General features: G+C 48.6%; 12 protein-coding genes. 9 read left to right on the forward strand and 3 right to left on the reverse strand.

Annotation, left to right across the window (positions count from 1 at the left end):
• Positions 1 to 89 precede the first annotated feature (89 nt).
• The 7 genes from ileS (at position 90) to OCV59_RS07140 (ending at position 8,411) form a co-directional block, all read left to right on the forward strand.
• A complete protein-coding gene (gene ileS / locus OCV59_RS07110; protein WP_449495052.1) occupies positions 90 to 3,212 on the forward strand; it encodes an isoleucine--tRNA ligase in 3,123 nt (1,040 codons plus the stop codon).
• Positions 3,212 to 4,246 (forward strand): 23S rRNA (adenine(2503)-C(2))-methyltransferase RlmN, encoded by a 1,035-nt coding sequence (rlmN, locus tag OCV59_RS07115; RefSeq protein WP_147593800.1) that lies wholly within the window; start codon positions 3,212 to 3,214, stop codon positions 4,244 to 4,246. The genes ileS and rlmN overlap by 1 nt, the downstream gene beginning before the upstream one ends.
• A gap of 124 nt (positions 4,247 to 4,370) precedes the next feature.
• Positions 4,371 to 4,793, forward strand: coding sequence for a hypothetical protein (locus OCV59_RS07120; protein WP_147593801.1), 423 nt, complete (start codon positions 4,371 to 4,373; stop codon positions 4,791 to 4,793).
• A gap of 85 nt (positions 4,794 to 4,878) precedes the next feature.
• Complete coding sequence (locus tag OCV59_RS07125; RefSeq protein WP_147593802.1) at positions 4,879 to 5,781, forward strand: DMT family transporter; 903 nt, start codon at positions 4,879 to 4,881, stop codon at positions 5,779 to 5,781.
• A complete protein-coding gene (locus tag OCV59_RS07130; RefSeq protein ID WP_147593803.1) occupies positions 5,750 to 6,424 on the forward strand; it encodes an NUDIX hydrolase in 675 nt (224 codons plus the stop codon). Before OCV59_RS07125 ends, OCV59_RS07130 begins: the two co-directional genes overlap by 32 nt.
• A 93-nt stretch (positions 6,425 to 6,517) precedes the next feature.
• Entirely contained in the window at positions 6,518 to 7,321 is an 804-nt protein-coding gene (locus tag OCV59_RS07135; protein ID WP_147593804.1) for a carbon-nitrogen hydrolase family protein, read from the forward strand.
• A gap of 10 nt (positions 7,322 to 7,331) precedes the next feature.
• Positions 7,332 to 8,411 (forward strand): BMP family ABC transporter substrate-binding protein, encoded by a 1,080-nt coding sequence (locus OCV59_RS07140; protein ID WP_147593805.1) that lies wholly within the window; start codon positions 7,332 to 7,334, stop codon positions 8,409 to 8,411.
• A gap of 181 nt (positions 8,412 to 8,592) precedes the next feature.
• Here the strand turns inward: OCV59_RS07140 and OCV59_RS07145 are convergent, their stop codons facing one another.
• The 3 genes from OCV59_RS07145 to OCV59_RS07155 all read right to left on the reverse strand — a co-directional run bounded on the left by OCV59_RS07145 (position 8,593) and on the right by OCV59_RS07155 (position 12,481).
• Positions 8,593 to 10,059, reverse strand: coding sequence for a citrate/2-methylcitrate synthase (locus tag OCV59_RS07145; protein ID WP_147593806.1), 1,467 nt, complete (start codon positions 10,057 to 10,059; stop codon positions 8,593 to 8,595).
• 179 nt (positions 10,060 to 10,238) lie between these two features.
• Positions 10,239 to 11,681, reverse strand: a complete 1,443-nt coding sequence (locus tag OCV59_RS07150; RefSeq protein WP_262584199.1) for a basic amino acid/polyamine antiporter — start codon at positions 11,679 to 11,681, stop codon at positions 10,239 to 10,241.
• A 125-nt stretch (positions 11,682 to 11,806) separates the two neighbouring features.
• The gene (locus OCV59_RS07155; protein WP_147593808.1) at positions 11,807 to 12,481 is read right to left on the reverse strand and encodes a Crp/Fnr family transcriptional regulator; all 675 of its coding nucleotides are present in this window, start codon (positions 12,479 to 12,481) and stop codon (positions 11,807 to 11,809) included.
• 180 nt (positions 12,482 to 12,661) lie between these two features.
• Here OCV59_RS07155 and OCV59_RS07160 point away from each other — a divergent pair, with 180 nt between their 5' ends.
• Both OCV59_RS07160 and OCV59_RS07165 read left to right on the forward strand, forming a co-directional pair.
• Positions 12,662 to 13,150, forward strand: coding sequence for a pyridoxamine 5'-phosphate oxidase family protein (locus OCV59_RS07160; RefSeq protein WP_262584200.1), 489 nt, complete (start codon positions 12,662 to 12,664; stop codon positions 13,148 to 13,150).
• 313 nt (positions 13,151 to 13,463) lie between these two features.
• The gene (locus OCV59_RS07165) at positions 13,464 to 15,680 is read left to right on the forward strand and encodes a VaFE repeat-containing surface-anchored protein (protein WP_147593810.1); all 2,217 of its coding nucleotides are present in this window, start codon (positions 13,464 to 13,466) and stop codon (positions 15,678 to 15,680) included.
• Positions 15,681 to 15,718: the final 38 nt, after the last annotated feature.

The following is a 15,718-nucleotide window of genomic DNA, read 5'->3' on the forward strand; positions in this document are numbered from 1 at the left end:
GACGGGATGATGGTCCCGTAACTAGGGTGGTACCGCGGTTTATTATCGTCCCTAACATCAGCTGTTGGGGGCGTTTTATTTTGAAAGGAATGCAAAAGATGATCAAAAATTTATCTGAAAAACCTATCGCCGAGCTTCAGATGGAGCAGGCTGAAAACTGGGAAAAAGAAGATCTGTTAGGCAAATGTGTCAGCACGAGAGAAGGCAAGCCGTCGTTCATATTCTATGAGGGACCTCCTACTGCAAACGGCAGACCGGGAATACACCATGTCATAGCAAGAACGCTCAAGGACTCGGTGTGCAGATACAAGACCATGCAGGGTTTTGCAGTAAAGCGTAAGGCAGGATGGGATACTCACGGACTGCCTGTAGAGATAGAGGTCGAAAAACAGCTCAAGATGAGCGGTAAACAGGATATCGAGAAATACGGTATCAGGGAATTCAATGAAAAGTGCAAGGAATCGGTGTTCACATATGAAAGCATGTGGAGACAGATGACGAAGAGGATGGGATACCTGATCGATCTGGATCACCCGTATATCACTCTCGACAACAACTACATCGAGACCGGCTGGTGGATAATCAAGGAATTCTTCAAGGCAGGACTCGTATACGAAGGTCACAAGATCCTTCCATATTGCCCTAGATGCGGAACAGGACTGGCTTCACACGAAGTTGCACAGGGATACAAGGAGATCAAGGTAAACACTATAACTGCAAAGTTCAAGAGAAAGGATGCAGACGAATACTTCCTCGCATGGACGACTACACCGTGGACGCTCGCTTCGAACGTTGCGCTGACAGTAGGTCCTGATGTTGACTACATCAAAGTAAAGATGACAGCAGGTGACGAAGAGGGCAATGTGTTCTATGTTGCAAAGGTCCTTGCGGACAAAGTCCTCGGAGAAGGCAATTATGAGATCCTTGAGGAAATGAAGGGCAAAGATCTCGAGTACGTGGAATATGAACAGCTCATGCCGTTCATCACTCCTGACAAGAAAGCATTCTTCGTTACATGCGCAGACTACGTAACTATCGAAGACGGTACAGGTATCGTACACACTGCACCTGCTTTCGGTGAAGATGACTACAACACAGGCAGGAGATATGATCTTCCTGTAGTGAATCCTGTAGATGAACAGGGCAAATACACAGATACTCCGTGGAAGGGCAGATTCGTAATGGAAGACGGCCTTGACATAGATATCATAAAGTGGCTCGCAGCAGAGAACAAGATCTATGCGAAGGAAAAGATGGAGCACAACTATCCGCACTGCTGGAGATGCGGCACTCCGCTCCTTTACTATGCTAAGCCTAGCTGGTATATAGAAATGACAAAGCTCAAGGATCAGCTCGTTGCAAACAACAACACGGTCAACTGGTTCCCTGATTTCGTAGGAGAAAAGAGATTCGGAAACTGGCTCGAAAACGTCAACGACTGGGCGATATCCAGAAACAGATACTGGGGAACACCGATCCCTATCTGGAGATGTGAATGCGGCCATCTGGAATGCATAGGCAGCAGAGCTGAACTTGTTGAAAAAGCTCAGGAAAACATCACTGAGGACATCGAACTGCACAGACCGTATGTTGACGACGTGCATCTTACATGCCCTCACTGCGGCAAGACGATGACGAGAATACCGGAAGTAATGGACTGCTGGTTCGACAGCGGAGCAATGCCGTTCGCACAGCAGCACTATCCGTTTGAAAACAGCGAGAACTTCGATGAAGAGCTGTTCCCGGCTGATTTCATATGCGAAGGTATAGACCAGACCAGAGGATGGTTCTACTCGCTGATGGCTATATCCACATTCATCAAGGGCAGAGCGCCATACAAGAATGTTCTCGTAAATGACCTGATCCTGGACAAGAACGGCAAGAAGATGAGCAAGTCCAAGGGCAACACGGTAGACCCGTTCGAACTGTTCGACAAGTACGGCGCAGATGCGACAAGATGGTACCTGCTCCACGTGTCACCGGCATGGTCACCGACGAAATTCGATGAAGACGGACTGATCGAAGTAGTCAGCAAGTTCTTCGGAACACTGAAGAACGTATACAACTTCTTCGCACTTTATTCGAACCAGGACGGAATAGATCCTGCTTCGATCGAGATCGCGTACGATCAGAGACCTGAGCTTGACAGATGGGTCATCTCGAAGTACAACAACCTGATCAAAGAAGTGACTGACGACATGGACAGATACGATCACATGAAATCGGTAAGAAAGATACAGGAATTCGTCAATGAGGATCTGTCGAACTGGTACATCAGAAGAGCAAGAAGAAGATTCTGGGGCGAAGAACTCAACGATGACAAGAAAGCGGTATATGCAACTACTTACGAAGTGCTCGTAGGTCTTGCCAAGATGATAGCTCCGTTCGCACCGTTCATTTCAGATGAGATCTATCAGAACCTGACAGGCGAGGAATCAGTTCATCTTGCATACTTCCCTGTGGCAGACGAGAGCCTCATCGATGAAAAGGTAGAGGAGAGGATGGACCTCGTAAGAACTCTTGTAGGACTCGGAAGAGGAACCAGAGAGAAAGAGAGGATCAAGGTAAGACAGCCGCTCGCAGAGATCCTCGTTGCAGGCAAATATCAGGCTGTGATAGACGATCTGGCTCCGCTGATCATGGAAGAGCTGAACGTGAAGAAAGTAGTGTTCGAGAGCAAGCTCGACGAATACATGAACTATGCGCTCAAGCCTAACTTCAAGGTCGCAGGCCCGATGCTCGGAAAGAACATCAAGGCATTCGGCGGTGCACTGGCAAAGGCTGATCCGGCAGAGACTGTTGCAAAGCTCGAGGCAGACGGAAAGATCAACATGGAGATCGGCGGCGAGACGGTCGAGATCACAAAGGATATGGTCGATGTGAAGATATCCGCGAAGGACGGCTTTGCAGTAGCTATGGAAAACAACGTGTTCACTATTTTAGAGACGACTCTGACGCCTGCGCTCATCAGCGAGGGTCTCGCAAGAGAGATCGTTTCAAAGGTTCAGCAGCTCAGAAAGCAGAACGATTACGAGATGATGGACAACATCAGGATCTTTGTCGATGCGGACGAGGACGTTGCTGCAGCTATCGATGCGTACAGAGATTATATAATGAAGGAAACTCTGGCTGTTGCAGTTGAAAGCAAGGCAGGTATCGACACATGCGACATCAACGGACACAAGACAGGACTTGATGTGGAGAGAGTTTAATGGAAAAAACAGATCTTCTCGGGCTTACGGAAGAAGAGCTCATGGATCTTGCAAAGGCTGCGGGCGAGGCTCCGTTTCGGGGGAAACAGATCTTCAAGTGGCTTTCGCGAGGCGTCAGAGATTTTGACGACATGACGGATCTTTCCGTAAAGCTCAGGGAGAAATTGAAAGAGACAGCATGTATGAACGGGTTGGAGACGATAGATGTGCAGCATGACAGGAAGGACGGGACCAGGAAATTCCTGTTCGGTCTTCAGGATGGCAACACGGTGGAAAGCGTATTCATGAAATACAGATACGGCAATTCGCTGTGCGTGTCATCACAGGTGGGCTGCAGGATGGGCTGCAGGTTCTGCGCATCTACGCTCGACGGTTTTGTCAGGAATCTGACTGCCGGGGAAATGCTCGAGCAGATCTTTGCGGCAGAAGCATCGACCGGAGAAAAGATCGATCACATCGTGGTCATGGGAATGGGGGAGCCTTTTGATAACTATGAGAATCTCAAAAGGTTTCTCCATATATTACACGCCAAGAACGGCAGGAACCTCAGCTACAGGAACATCACGGTATCCACAAGCGGCATCATTCCGGTGATAAGGCAGTTCGCCGAGGATTTCCCTCAGGTCAATCTGGCGATATCATTACACAGGCTGACAGATGAAGGCAGAAGTGCACTGATGCCTGTGAACAGAGCATATCCCGTCGACCGGCTGCTTGAGGCGGCAGGCGAATATGCGGAGAAGACGGGCCGCAGAGTCACGTTTGAGTACACCCTTATAAAGGGTGAGAACGATATGCCACGGGATATGGAGCTGATGAAGAAAAAGCTCAGAGGCATGCTCTGCCATGTGAATCTGATCCCGCTCAACAGAGTCGAGGAGACCGGGCTTCACGGAAGCAGCAGGAAACGTGCTGAGGAGATCGCGGAATGGCTCGGCGACAACGGCATTGCGGCGACCGTGCGCAGAGAAATGGGCGCTGACATAGACGGTGCGTGCGGACAGCTGAGACGAAAGGTGAAGCGAGATCAGTAGAGTGAATGATTTGCGAATGTTCAGATTTTAATACTTGATTTGCAGTTGCTGAAAATGCGTACATGGTGTATAATTATAGCTAACATAAATTCGCATATAACAATATATCGAGGAGGGTAATATTATGGTGAAATTACTTATAGGACATAAAGGTAGCGGTAAAACAGGACAGATGGTGCAGCTGGCAAACGACAGCGTTAAGGAAAGCAATGGAAGCATAATATTTATTAATAAAAACCACAGACTTACATACGAGCTGGCTCATGAGATCAGAGTCATCTGTATGGAAGACTATGAAAACATCACTAACATTGATGAGTATATCGGTTTTGTATACGGTATCATCAGTTCAGATCACGACATCGAGACTATCTTCATCGACAGCATACTGAAGCATGCGGATGTTTCCCTCGGAGATCTTCCGGAGTTTATCGACAGACTCAAGGCTATATCGAAGCTGTTCGATCTTAACTTCGTAGTAAGCGTAAGCGCTGAAAAAGAAGAGATGATCGGTGTGAACTTTGACGGATGCGAGATCCTGAACTAATCAACCAGAAGAAAATAATAGCAGAAAATATCAAAAGGCGGTGAATTCACCGCCTTTTTTAAGGATTTTTAAGGACGTGAATTTAATGAAAAAAGCATATATCTGTGTAATACTTACGGCATTTCTGTTCGGTACGATGGAAGTCGCGTGCAAACTGGCGGGCAGCCAGCTGGACCCTTTCCAGCTGACATTCCTGAGATTTGCGATAGGAGGACTGATACTGCTGCCGTTTGCATTGGCGGAGCTGAAGAAAAACAACGTCAAGCTTACTGCAAAGGACTTTCTCAGACTTGCAGGTGTGGGGATCCTCGGTATCCCTGTGAGCATGGTGTTTTTCCAGCTTGGCATCATGAATTCCAATGCGGCGACAGCCTCGGTACTGATATGTATAAATCCGTGGTTCACGATGATATTTGCACATTTCTTTGCAAACGAGAAAATGAATAAAAACAAGATGATCGTGCTGGCGGTAGGACTTGTAGGGCTTATCTTCATGATAAAGCCATGGAACATACAGGAGGGCAATACGGTCATCGGTATAATATACATGCTGCTCGCAGCTGTATTCTTCGGGGCATACACTGTTGCCGGAAAAGTAAGCGTGCAGAAAATGGGAATAATGGCCCAGACAAGCATAAGCTTCATACTGGGATCACTTATACTGCTTATAATAATACTGATAACGGGAAGACCGGTAGTGGCCGGAGTTGCAGACAATATAGCGCTGGTGCTTTATGTAGGCATATTCGTAACAGGACTGGGATATTTTTTCTACTTTATGGCAATAAAAGCTTCGGATGCTTCAACAGGTTCGCTGGCATTTTTCCTGAAGCCGGCTATAGCGCCACTAATGGCAGTGATCTTCCTGAAAGAGACGATACTGTGGAATACATACGTAGGTATAGGATGCATACTGCTCGCATCGTATATCAATATAAGATATCAGAGGAAAGAAAATGAAATCAGAAAGACGCCTGAAGCTCAGTGACGTGGAGCGCATTTTTGAAAACAGGGAATACGGCAGCGAAGAGTTCTTTAAGTTTTTTTCAGTACTCGTACCGGTGGTGAAGTGCAGCGACGGACTTTATCTTCTCTATGAAAATAGGGCGAGACATATGAAAAGACAGCCGGGAGAGATATGCTTCCCGGGAGGCGAGCTGGAACCCGGAGAAACGACTGAAACGTGCGCTTTGCGCGAGACGCGGGAGGAGATCGGTATCAGTGAGGAGCAGATAAAGATCGTATGCCAGCTGGATACGATATACACATACAGCAATTTTGCAATGTACTGTTATCTTGGTATAATAGAGGAAAGCGCACTCGCGTCGATGGAGCTGAACAGCGATGAAGTCGAGGAGACTTTTCTCGTTCCGGTGGAGTGGCTGATGGAGAACGATCCGCGCGTGTACTGGACTGAGATCGTGCCGCAGCCGCCTGAGGATTTTCCGTACGATGAAGTCACGGGAGGAGCTCCATACAAGTGGAGGAACGGCCGGGCGCCGGTGCCGGTGTATGACGAGCTTGACGGAAATGTGATATGGGGACTCACAGCCAGGATCACGAAGCGATTAATCGATGCGCTGAAGGGCGGCCTCTGTGAAAATGACCGGCAGGCACAGACTGAAGAATAAGAATGTGGAATGGGTGAGAATGTGAAGTCCGTGTGAGGCATATGCACACGGATCAGGCAGATTATCGTAATTTGATGATATGGAGGAAGTAATATGTTCAGGATCGGATTGTGTCAGATGAAAGGTTCGTTTGACAAGACAGAGAGCATGAAAACTGCAGAAAGATTCGTTAGAGAAGCAGCGGAGAACGGAGCTGAGATAATTTCACTTCCGGAGATGTGGAACTGTCCGTACTCGAATGACTACTTCAGAGAGTACTCTGAACCGGCAGACGGCAGGACTGTAGAGTTCCTGTCAAAACTTGCATCGGATCTGGGTATATATCTGGTGGGAGGTTCGATACCTGAGCTTGACGGAGGGAACGTCTACAACACTTCGTTTTCATTCGACAGGGCCGGCAACTTGATCGGAAGACACAGAAAGGTCCATCTGTTCGATATAGACGTCGAGGGCGGCATCAGATTCATGGAGTCGGATACGCTTACTGCGGGAAAGGACATGACCGTCATCGACACGGAATTCTGCAAGGTAGGCGTAGCGATCTGCTACGACGTGAGATTCCCTGAATGGTTCAGGAAGATGACACTTGCGGGAGCTGAGCTGATGATCCTCCCGGCAGCATTCAATCTTACGACGGGACCTGCGCACTGGGACATCACGATGAGAGCCAGAGCGCTTGACAACCAGGTGTATTTCGCGGCAAATTCACCTGCGAGGGATGAAAACGGACCTTATCAGGCCTACGGCGGCTCGTGTATAGCTGATCCGTGGGGCCAGTTCATAGCGCATGCCGATGAAAAGGAATGCATCGTTTATGGGGATATAGATCTTGAGCGTGTCGGAGCTGTCAGGCAGCAGCTGCCGCTTCTCAGGCACAGGAGAGAGGAACTTTACTAGGAGGGATCGGATGATGAAAAAGATAATGATGCTACTGTCAGCTGTACTGATGATGCTCACGGTAGCCGGATGCGGAGCACCTGAAGCCGAACAGCCGGAGGATCAGGTGAGCTACGAGATCGCGATGGTGACAGATGCCGATATGATAATGGACGGCGGATACAGCCAGGTGGCGTGGACGGCGATAAGTGAGTTCGGAGCGGACAAGGGCGTGTCGCACAAGTATTACAAAGCGCCGGAGGCTTCAGATGAAGCTTACATGGAGACGATAGACAATGCAGTGGAAAAGGGCGCGAAGCTGATAATAGCGGACGGATCTTCATTTGCGGACGTTGTCTGCAGTGCACAGAAAGAATATAAGGATGTAAAATTCATACTGATAGATTCGGAACCGGTGGACAAGGAGTCGGGGAAGACTGATATCGGAGATAATACAGCGGTAGTGATGTTCGCATCCGAACAGGCAGGCTATCTTGCCGGATACAGCGCTGTAAAAGACGGAAAGACGCAGCTGGGCTTTATCGGCGATGAGAAAAAGTCTGTAGTGATGGATTACGGTTACGGATTCCTGCAGGGTGCTGATGCGGCAGCCAAGGAAACAGGCGCTGCAGTATCTGTGAATTACCGCTACTGCACTTCGGATGATACGAGAGAGTCTATACTGAGCACGGCTTCGGAATGGTACGGGGCAGGCACGGAAGTGATATTCGCATGCGGCGAAACGGTAGAGCAGCCTGTGATAGAAGCTGCAGAGCTTACGGACAGGAAGGTGATCGCGGCTGAAACTGACAAGAGTGAAATGTCAGATACGGTGATGACATCTGCTGTAAAGGATATAGACGGCGTGCTTGAAGAATTGCTCAAGCAGTACAGACGAGACAAGTTCCCGGGCGGCGAAGTCCAGACATATAATGCTGAGAATGACGGGATATGGCTGGAAATGAGCAACGGCAGATTTGCAGCATTTTCAGAATCCGATTACAACAGTGTGCTCGATACGATAAAGGACGGCAATGTGACTGTAAAGGCTCACAGCAGCGGAGATATCGCTTCGCTCGGGCTTTCGAAAGTCACAGTGACAGAGAAATAGCGGGAGAAAAACTACAATTATTTGATGAGATGCAAAAAGCGCCTCTTCAGGATATCGCTGACGAATATCAGCGCACAGATCCTGAGGCGGCGCTTTTTTGTGCGTGGATCATGCTGCGAAGACAGATAAAAGCATCAAAAAACCCCGCATATATAGACATGCGGGGCATGATCGATAAAAATTATTTTTTAATCGGCAGGGTAGATGATGTCCTGTCCTTGATATTGATGTATTCGCGCGGCTGCTGTACCGAGTTGTAAGCAGGTCGCATCAGCTTTCCTCCGGCAACGAGTTCCTCTATCCTGTGTGCGCACCAGCCTGAAAGCCTTGCTGTAGCGAACAGCGGCGTGGCGATGGTAACAGGTATATCAAGCGCATCGTATACGAAGCCTGAATAAAGATCCACGTTGGCAGGCATAGGCTTTTCGATGCCTGTAACTTCTGCGTAGAGCTGCGGCGTGCGTCGTTCGATGTAATCACACAGCAGGAAATCGTCTACGAGATTCTTGTTCTCTGCGAGCTTCTTGGACATCGACTTGAGAAGCTTTGCTCTCGGATCGGACAGTGTGTATATCGCATGTCCCATACCGTATACGAGACCGGTCTTGTCGTTTGCTTCCTTTTTGAGGATCTTGACGAGATAGTCGTCGAGCTTGCCTCTGTTGTTGAAGTCAGGAACGTGAGCCTTTATATCAGCGATCATGTTGATCACGGCTATATTGGCTCCGCCGTGTTTAGGACCTTTCAGCGAGCCAATGGCAGCTGAGATGGCGGAATATGTATCGGTGCCGGTCGACGAGATCAGATGCGTCGTGAATGACGAGTTGTTTCCGCCGCCGTGCTCCGCATGCAGTATCATGGAAAGATCCAGCAGTTTCGCTTCTATATCCATGTATTCTCCCATAGGTCTGATCATCCTGAGGATGTTTTCCGAAGTGGAAAGCTCAGGTATAGGGTTATGCAGATGAAGGCTCATGTTGTCGTAGAATGAAGCCTTTGCCTGATATGCATAAGCGATCAGCGCCGGGAAATATCCGATCAGATTTATCGACTGGCGAAGTACGTTAGGGATCGATGTGTCGTCCGGATTGTCATCGTAGCAGTACAGTGCCAGTACGCTTCGCGCCAGCTTGTTCATGATGTTGTTTGACGGTGCTGTCAGTATCATGTCACGTGCGAAGCCGTTAGGCAGTTCGCGCTTGGCACCGAGCATTTTTTTGAAAGCTTCAAGTTCAGATCTGCTCGGGAGCGTTCCGAATATCAGCAAGAAAGTGATTTCTTCGAAGCCGAAACGGTCTTCCTTTATGCAGTTTCCGACAATATCTTCAATGTTGTAGCCCCTGTAAAAGAGCTTTCCGTCGACAGGGATCTTGTTGCCCGCAGAGTCCACTTCGTATCCGCGGACGTCTCCGATTTTGGTAAGACCCACCACGACTCCTGTTCCGTTGGAATTTCTCAAGCCTCGTTTTACGTTGTTTTTTATATAAAGATCAGATTCGATTTTATCGTTAGTTTCAATGGTTTTAGCGCTATAATCGAGAAAATCCTGGACGAGTGTGGATTTGACAGTGTTTTTTATCTCCTCCTTCACCGCACTTTTTACGGTCTTTTTTATGTCGTGTCTTTTACTTTTGTTCCTGTTAAACATTCAAGACCTCCTTATAATTAATACTTTACAGACTAGAGTATAACACATCAGAACACTAAAGTAAATTACATAAATATGGCATGAAAGCCTATTTTATGCCGACCGCAAAATAGTACATGCAAACAGCTAGAAAATGTACACATGTACACGCGTACACTGGTATATTTGTATACAATCGGTTAAAACGGGTCGATAGCACCTGTAAACAGCAGTATCAGTGAAAGTATGGCAAGTGCGGTTATGATATAGGCTATGTTTTTTTCATAGCGTCTGAATACGAAGAGATCCTTTTCGCGGCGGCCTTTCATATAGACCAGTATGCCGGGGGCGTAAAGTATGCTGGTGATCAGCACCTGGACCATGCCGGAGGATACGATCATCCATATGCCGTACAGCGTGCCCATAAGAGCGAAGATCCTTTCCCTTACCAGAGCCCCGCCGTCGATAGAGCTGCGTATGCCGGCGCTGAACGTGAGCTTTGCATAATAAAGCGCACTCAGCAGATAAGGAAGCATTATCATAGAAGCTCCTATTGTATAAAACGCCAGATATGATGATTCGTTCAGCAGCACGATGAGGAGGAATATCTGGATCAGGATATTCGTTATTATCAGCGATACTGCGGGAGAGCCGTTTTTGTTGCTTTTGCCGAAGGCTCTGGTGAAGACGCCCTGCTTGGCGGCTTCGTAGGGACATTCGGCTGCGATTATCGTCCAGCCGAGCAGTGCTCCGGCGATGGAAACGATAACCCCGATGTTTACGATAGTGGCGCCCCATGGACCTACGGCGGCTTCGAGTATATGAGCCATCTGAGGATTGTCGAGGCGTGCGAGCTCTTCTGCAGGCAGCACTCCCATACTGAGGACTGCAACGATCACGTAAAGAGCGAGAAGCCCCAGGAATCCCGTAAGTGAAGCTTTTCCGACATCATCCGGCTTCTTTGCACGGGCAGACAGCACGACTGCTCCCTCGACGCCGATGAAGGCCCATACGGTCGACGAGGTGGTGGCCATGATCTGTGAATTGAGCGAAAGTGTGCCGTTGCCCCAGAAGTTGTCAAAGAATATTTCCGGGTCGAATTTTGAAGCGAGCGGAACCGCTGCGATGAATACGAAGATAGGTATCAGTTTACATATCGTCGCGACTGTGGTGACGAGCGTGGCCTGCTTTACTCCGCGGAGGACCAGTGCAACAATCATCCATACGAGCACGGAGCCGCATATCACGGATACCGTATTCGTGCCCTTTGCAAACACAGGGAAGAAATAACCCAGGGAACCGAAGAGCAGAGTGATATAAGAAACGTTGGAGATCAGCGCGCTCATCCAGTAGCCCCATGCCGAATTGAAGCCGACGAATTCGCCGAACCCTTCCTTGGCGTAGCTGTAGATGCCGTTTGTCAGTTCGGGTCTGATAGTGTTCAGGCCGAAGAACGATCTCATCAGTGTGTACATCCCTATGCCGCATATGCTCCATCCTATGAGCACGCTGCCTGTGTGGGCTCCGTTCGACGCCATGTCTCCGGCTATCGTGAAGATCCCGGCGCCTATTGTCGAGCCGATTATCATGGCGGTCAGTCCGCCGAACCCCAGCTGGTGCGTTTTATCCTGTTTGTTCTCCATAAAAAACTCCTTACAGATGTCCGAGCTGCTGCGAATATGCCCGGACATGATATTTTGAATATCGTCTAATAAGGAGTATTTCCTGAAAAGCTGAAAAAAATTAGTGCTTGTATGATCATTGGGTTTTATTCCAGAAGGCGGAACGTGTTCCTGCTGAAATCTATGATACCGTCTTCTTTCATATTGTTGAGCTCTCGTGTCAGCGCGCTTCTGTCCACGTTCAGGTAGCTGGCGAGCTCGACCCTGCCGAGAGGGATCACAAACGCGTCGTTTTCATCACCGGAGCCGGACTCCTGAGCTTGAACGGAGAGATATGCCAGGATCTTCTTGCGAAGCGTCTTCTGAGACACGATGGCGAGCTTTTCCATGAGCTGTTTGTTTTTTTCGGCGATCAGCGATACCATGTTTTCGATTATCCTGTGGTGGAAAACGCAGGAAAGCGTACAGGTGTGCATTATCCTGTAGAACGGTATGGAAAGGAGCCGCGTGTTTTTTGCAGAGCGGAATGACACGGAAGCCACAGGGTCGCTCGAGCCTGCGAATGTCTCTCCGAAAAGCTGGTTTTCGCCTATCACTGAAAGGATCGTTTCGTTTCCCCATATATCGAGCTTGAGCATGTGCACGGTGCCGGAGAGCACGACATGGATCCATTTCATCTCATCAGCCTCAAGAGAAATGAACTGACCTTTGTCATACGTTTTGATCTGGCCGCCGATGCATGACATCATGCCGGGAAGATCGCTCTCTTTGATCCCGTGGAAAAGATCGAGTTTTTTTATTTCGTTGATATCGCAGTTCATATGATCACCTCTGTACATTAGTATCTGATTGTGCTGCATGCATATGCAGCATATTTTCGTGCGGACTTTTATGTAAAAATTATACGATGTTTTTGTATATGTTGCAACGGCAACGTCGTGCGCCGGGACCAGGATGGTATGCTTTATGAAAAAAGAGAAATCGAAACAGGAGGAAAAGATATGAAAAGAGAAATGTATAAAAAAGACAGACAGATGAGTGCGGAGGCCGTAGAAAAGGCATTCTCCGCAGGGAATCACGGAACTCTGGCAGTCAACGGTGATGACGGTTATCCGTATGCGGTCCCTGTAAATTACGTGTATGATAACGGAAAGATATATATACATTCAGCAAAGTACGGATATAAGATCGAAGCGTTGAAGAACAGCGACAGGGTCTGCTTCTCGGCAATACTCAATTCAAGAGTGCAGCAGGATATGTTCACCGCAGCGTATCAGAGCGTCGTGGCATTCGGCAGAGCATCATTTGTTGAAGATGATGCAGAGAGAAGAAGGATACTCGAGCAGTTCATTTACAAATTATCACCTGACTTTGTCGAAGGCGGAATGAAATTCGTCGACGCTGCGATAGGAAAGACTGCACTGATCTGCATAGACGTGGAAGAAATCAAGGGCAAGGAGAATATGGCTAAGACCTTTGATGTGAAATAAATACAGCAGTATACAGTCTGCCGCGAACGGTGCCGGAGCTGGGGATACAGTTTTCGGAGCTGATCGCGGTTTTTTGTTCTGCGGTAAAAAAGACTGTTATTATTGTGAAGTCGTGATCGCGAGGCATCCTTGATATGAAAACGCCTACTGGCTGTCGGTATTTGTCGAATAATGTCGAAATAAAACGCTTTTGGATAGGAGAAGGGTGTAGTATAATTTTTATATGGTAAAAAATAGAAAATATGAAAAATATTTTCAAACACCGGGATCATTTTATAAAATCTCAGATAAGGCATTAAAAGGGGGAATTAAAATGCAGAGATCAAGAGGACGGGTATCGGCGGCACTGCTTGCGGTGCTGCTGGCCGCAGTGAGTATCGCGGCTTCATTTTCAGCGGCTTTGACAGCGGAAGCCGCTGAGTACACTGTTGAGAACAGCGGGTATGCCTATGAAGGTTCGACCAGAGTAGGGCGCTTTTCCGTGAACGGAAAAGCGGCATTCTGCTGTGATCATGAAAAGTTCACACCACCGACAGGGACGAAGGCTTCGGCTTCGGTCGGAAAAAGTGCAGATGTTGCAAAGGTACTGTATTACGGGTATGGAGGTCCGGAACAGTGGTCAGGGTTTGCGGACAGCAGCTCTGCGCTGGTTGCGACATCGCTTGCGCTGGATCACTATTTCAACAACGGTAACGGGGACGGCAGCGCCAGCTACAGCGCGTTCATGGACTTTCTGAGTACGAAGGATGCGACGATGTCAGGAACATCGTATATCATTTACAAGACCGGCAGGGCCTCGTACCAGCGACTGATCGCGAGGACACCGGATATCAGTGTGTCAGTGTCTGTCACGAAGGAAAGCGTGGAGAAGACGTTTACCGACGGCAATGTATGCTATTCGCTCGCAGGGGCGCAGTATGGTATCTATGTCGGCAGCAGACTTCTGACGACCGTTACGACGGACGAGGATGGGAAGGCTTCAGCTGAGATCACTCTGAATAAAGAGGTGGCAGGAAAGATCACGATAAGAGAGCTGAAGCCGTCGGAAGGATATGTACTGGATGAAAAGGAATACGTATGCGACGGCACTTCAGGAAAGGTCAGCATAACTTCGAAGGAACCGCCGGTGAAGAATCCTGTCAGAATGCTTCTCTACAAATACGATTCGGAGACTGAAAAGAAAGCGGACGCTGAAGACGGAAAAATTTATATCCCGCAGAAAGGCGGAAGTCTGGAAGGCGCTGTGTTCAGGGCGGATTTCTTCGGCATAAGACATGATGAGATGCCTGATGACAAGGACTACAGCAGTTTGAAGCCGCTGAGGACGTGGTATTTCAGCAGCGATAAGGATGGAAGGATAGAGTTTAAAAAATCATTCCTGGCGTCGGGGTATGATCAGTCGGAGCTTTTCACTGACCCGGATGACGGCGAGTCATCGGCGCTGCCGCTTGGAGTCGTGGTGATAAAAGAAGTAAAAGCGCCGGAAGGCTATCTTGTAAATGATGATGTATATGTGTCGGAGATAAGGGCAGAAGGTACATCTGCAGAGACAGATGTATATCAGGTCTCGGAAATACCGGAACAGATAAATCGCGGGGATCTCAGGTTCTGCAAGATAGAAGAAGGATCGAATCACAGGATGGCGGGCATACCGTTCATGATAACCTCGCTGCAGGAGGACGGCAGCGATGCAGAGGATGGAGAAAGTCATATACTGGTCACTGATGAGAACGGATACGCGTCGACTTCCAGTGCTGACAATGCTCATTCATGCAGGACCAATGCGAATGACGATGCATGGGACGGATCATCGATCGATGATGATGCGCTGGATGCAGCGGCGGGCATATGGTTCGGAGAGGGATCAGCTCTGAATGATGAGCGTGGAGCGCTGCCGTACGGCAGATACAGGATCGATGAGCTGCCGTGCAGGAACAACGAAGGATATAAGCTTCTGAAAGGCATAGAGATAAAAGTCAGCAGGGACAGCAGTCTGATCGAGCTGGGAACGCTCACGAACAGCAAAGTGAAGCTGAAGACGAGTGTGTGGGACAGTGAACTGAACAGGGAGCACGTGACATTGCCAAGAAAGGCTGTGACGCTTACCGATAGAGTGGAATACCAGGGCCTGGAGAAAGGAGAGAAATATACGCTTGAAGGCGTGCTGATGGACAAGTCCACAGGCAAAGAGCTGCTGGTGAACGGCAGAAAGGTGACTTCGACAAAGGAGTTCACAGCTGAAGCTGAAAACGGAAAGATCGATGTGGAATTCACTTTTGATGCGTCGGCGTTCGAAGACTGCAGGATCGTCGTGTTTGAGACTCTGGTGAAGGGCGGTCTGGTGATAGCGAGACATGAGGATATCAATGATACGGATCAGACGATAAGATTCCTCCGCCCTGAAACCGGATCAGCGGTTTCAACAGGAGATCGCATACCGGCTGCGATGCTGCCGGCGCTGACATTGATGACTGTATCAGCAGTGATCGCCGTGGCGGTCCTTTACAGAAGAAAACACACGCAGATGTGATGGTTCACGGGGGATGGGCGTGATGTATCTGTGCAAAT

Source organism: Brotomerdimonas butyrica (genome assembly GCF_025567305.1).
Taxonomy (GTDB): Bacteria; Bacillota; Clostridia; order Peptostreptococcales; family Anaerovoracaceae; genus Lentihominibacter; species Lentihominibacter butyricus.

Bases quoted from the DNA above. Each gene is read 5' to 3' on its own strand.
- ileS (WP_449495052.1), top strand. From the start codon at position 90: ATGCAAAAGATGATCAAAAATTTATCTGAAAAACCTATCGCCGAGCTT.
- rlmN (WP_147593800.1), top strand. From the start codon at position 3,212: ATGGAAAAAACAGATCTTCTCGGGCTTACGGAAGAAGAGCTCATGGAT.
- OCV59_RS07120 (WP_147593801.1), top strand. From the start codon at position 4,371: ATGGTGAAATTACTTATAGGACATAAAGGTAGCGGTAAAACAGGACAG.
- OCV59_RS07125 (WP_147593802.1), top strand. From the start codon at position 4,879: ATGAAAAAAGCATATATCTGTGTAATACTTACGGCATTTCTGTTCGGT.
- OCV59_RS07130 (WP_147593803.1), top strand. From the start codon at position 5,750: ATGAAATCAGAAAGACGCCTGAAGCTCAGTGACGTGGAGCGCATTTTT.
- OCV59_RS07135 (WP_147593804.1), top strand. From the start codon at position 6,518: ATGTTCAGGATCGGATTGTGTCAGATGAAAGGTTCGTTTGACAAGACA.
- OCV59_RS07140 (WP_147593805.1), top strand. From the start codon at position 7,332: ATGATGAAAAAGATAATGATGCTACTGTCAGCTGTACTGATGATGCTC.
- OCV59_RS07145 (WP_147593806.1), bottom strand. From the start codon at position 10,059: ATGTTTAACAGGAACAAAAGTAAAAGACACGACATAAAAAAGACCGTA.
- OCV59_RS07150 (WP_262584199.1), bottom strand. From the start codon at position 11,681: ATGGAGAACAAACAGGATAAAACGCACCAGCTGGGGTTCGGCGGACTG.
- OCV59_RS07155 (WP_147593808.1), bottom strand. From the start codon at position 12,481: ATGAACTGCGATATCAACGAAATAAAAAAACTCGATCTTTTCCACGGG.
- OCV59_RS07160 (WP_262584200.1), top strand. From the start codon at position 12,662: ATGAAAAGAGAAATGTATAAAAAAGACAGACAGATGAGTGCGGAGGCC.
- OCV59_RS07165 (WP_147593810.1), top strand. From the start codon at position 13,464: ATGCAGAGATCAAGAGGACGGGTATCGGCGGCACTGCTTGCGGTGCTG.